We start from the raw sequence: 1,266 nt of genomic DNA, 5'->3' as shown, positions 1-1,266 counted from the left end.
GGGCCAAGCATCGGGCGGGCGTCCACACTCAGCCAGCCATGGTTGCTCAGGCCATCGGCCAGAGTGTCCAGCCATTCAGCCCCGGCCTGCCCGGAATCCATAGGCTGCGCCGGGCCAGAGGGCCGGGCTTCAGGAGCAGTCATGGCAGCAGAGGTCACAGGCAACACCCCGGGAATAAAACAGATACCGGAATTCTATGCCGGAATCTCGCCCGGCACGATGTTTTAATTTACCCTGCAGATAAGAAAATGCCGAAATCACGACGACGAGGCCAAGCTTGGCAATAACACCCGGTCAATGGTCATTTACTCGCTGGACAACGGTCGGGCAGCTGGAAGCTGTTGAAATACACCACCCCTTGTTCAAGGTCAGGCTTTTTATCCAGGGGGCCCATCTGACCCGGTTCATGCCCCGTGACGAACGCGACTGGCTCTGGGTCAGCGACAACGCCGTTTTCAAACCCGGTCAGGCGATCCGCGGGGGCATTCCCATCTGCTGGCCCTGGTTCGGTGTGCCCGGCAAAAACCCGCCGGAAGTCCGCCGCCGCATTCTGGCCGGCGCTTCCCACGGATTTGCCAGAACCGCGCTCTGGAAGCTGGAAGACGTCCGGGAAAGTGCCAGGGAAGTTGAAATCAGCCTGTCCCTGCATGCCAACCAGGATTTTGCCGAAGCCTGGAATGGCAGCGCACTGTGTCTGGCCACTTTCACGTTTGCCGCCGATGGCTTTCAGGTCGCGCTGACAACCACCAATCTGGGAGACTCGCCGCTGGCCCTGACCCAGGCATTGCATACCTATCTGCCAACGGCCGACATTGCCCGGACCCATATTCAGGGCCTGGATGACTGTGTCTATATCGATGCGCTGGAAAACTGGAGCGACTTCACACAACAGGGCCCGGTCAGGTTTGCCGGCGAAACCGACCGGATCTACGAAAGCGGCAGACCGCTCAGGGTCATTACGCCAACCGCAACCCGGTCATTGCAAGCGGTTGGCAGTGACTCTACGGTGGTATGGAACCCGGGACCGGACAAGGCAGCCCGGCTGTCAGATTTCCCCGATTCGGGCTGGCGGCGAATGCTGTGTGTGGAAACCGCCAATGCGCTGTCCGATTATCGGGTGCTCATTCCAGGGCAAAGCCATACCATTGGCGTTATGATTGGCCGACTGTACTAAGCCGAAAGAAAGTAGGCGGACACGTCCATTCAGGACCGTATGCAGCAGGGATGCTGCATCCGAGCCTACATGGATGTATTCACGGCGTGTCC

1 protein-coding gene is annotated in these 1,266 nt (G+C 59.3%); it reads left to right on the top strand.

The window, feature by feature from the left end; translation table 11 throughout:
• Positions 1 to 277 precede the first annotated feature (277 nt).
• Positions 278 to 1,174: a D-hexose-6-phosphate mutarotase gene (locus VJ956_RS02295; RefSeq protein ID WP_324081185.1), complete on the top strand. Its 897-nt coding sequence runs from the start codon at positions 278 to 280 to the stop codon at positions 1,172 to 1,174.
• The last annotated feature ends 92 nt before the right edge of the window (positions 1,175 to 1,266 follow it).

The sequence above is a fragment of the Marinobacter sp. genome (assembly GCF_035268745.1).
GTDB lineage: Bacteria > Pseudomonadota > Gammaproteobacteria > Pseudomonadales > Oleiphilaceae > Marinobacter.
The sequence above is the reverse complement of the archived record's forward strand: the minus strand, read 5'-3'. Positions and strand labels throughout refer to the sequence as shown.